General features: G+C 31.3%; 1 pseudogene. It reads right to left on the bottom strand.

The features are described 5' to 3' along the window. Window positions 1-273 (bottom strand): annotated as a pseudogene (locus DW911_RS11215) (DUF6431 domain-containing protein); the annotation flags it as partial. Window positions 274-486: the final 213 nt, after the last annotated feature.

The raw sequence follows: 486 nt of genomic DNA, 5'->3' as shown, positions 1-486 counted from the left end.
CATATCTTCAATAAGCAGAGCATGAGTTTTACCGCATGAAGCACAGATAATACGCTGAATGGAAACTTTGATTTTTCTTCCAAGAAAATCATAGAAGCGAGAATAGGAAGAATGCATATGCCAGTTATGACTGCCACAGGTGCATTCAATAGAAGATAAAGAAAATGAAGAAATGAGATCAGAATATAGTTTTCTGAATTTTATAAGGGCATCAAAATCATTTTTAGCTTTGGAAGTATTGAGTTTTATAGAGTAATCAGTTATTATAATCATGTCTTTTGACAGAGGATGATAAGTGACGTTTGGCGATGTTGGGTATCATCCTTTTTACTTTCTATATATTTAAATAATTATGACATGATATCAAAGTAATATAAAGCAAAAAAGCAGACCTCATGAAACAGAAGAGGTCTGTTTTTACTACATATATTAAAACCACAAGATTTTGAAAAGCAGTTTCAAATATCATGGCTTGAAATAAAACCG

Origin of the sequence: Erysipelatoclostridium sp. AM42-17, assembly GCF_003480255.1 — a bacterium.
GTDB lineage: Bacteria > Bacillota_I > Bacilli_A > Erysipelotrichales > Coprobacillaceae > Faecalibacillus.
The sequence above is the reverse complement of the archived record's forward strand: the minus strand, read 5'-3'. Positions and strand labels throughout refer to the sequence as shown.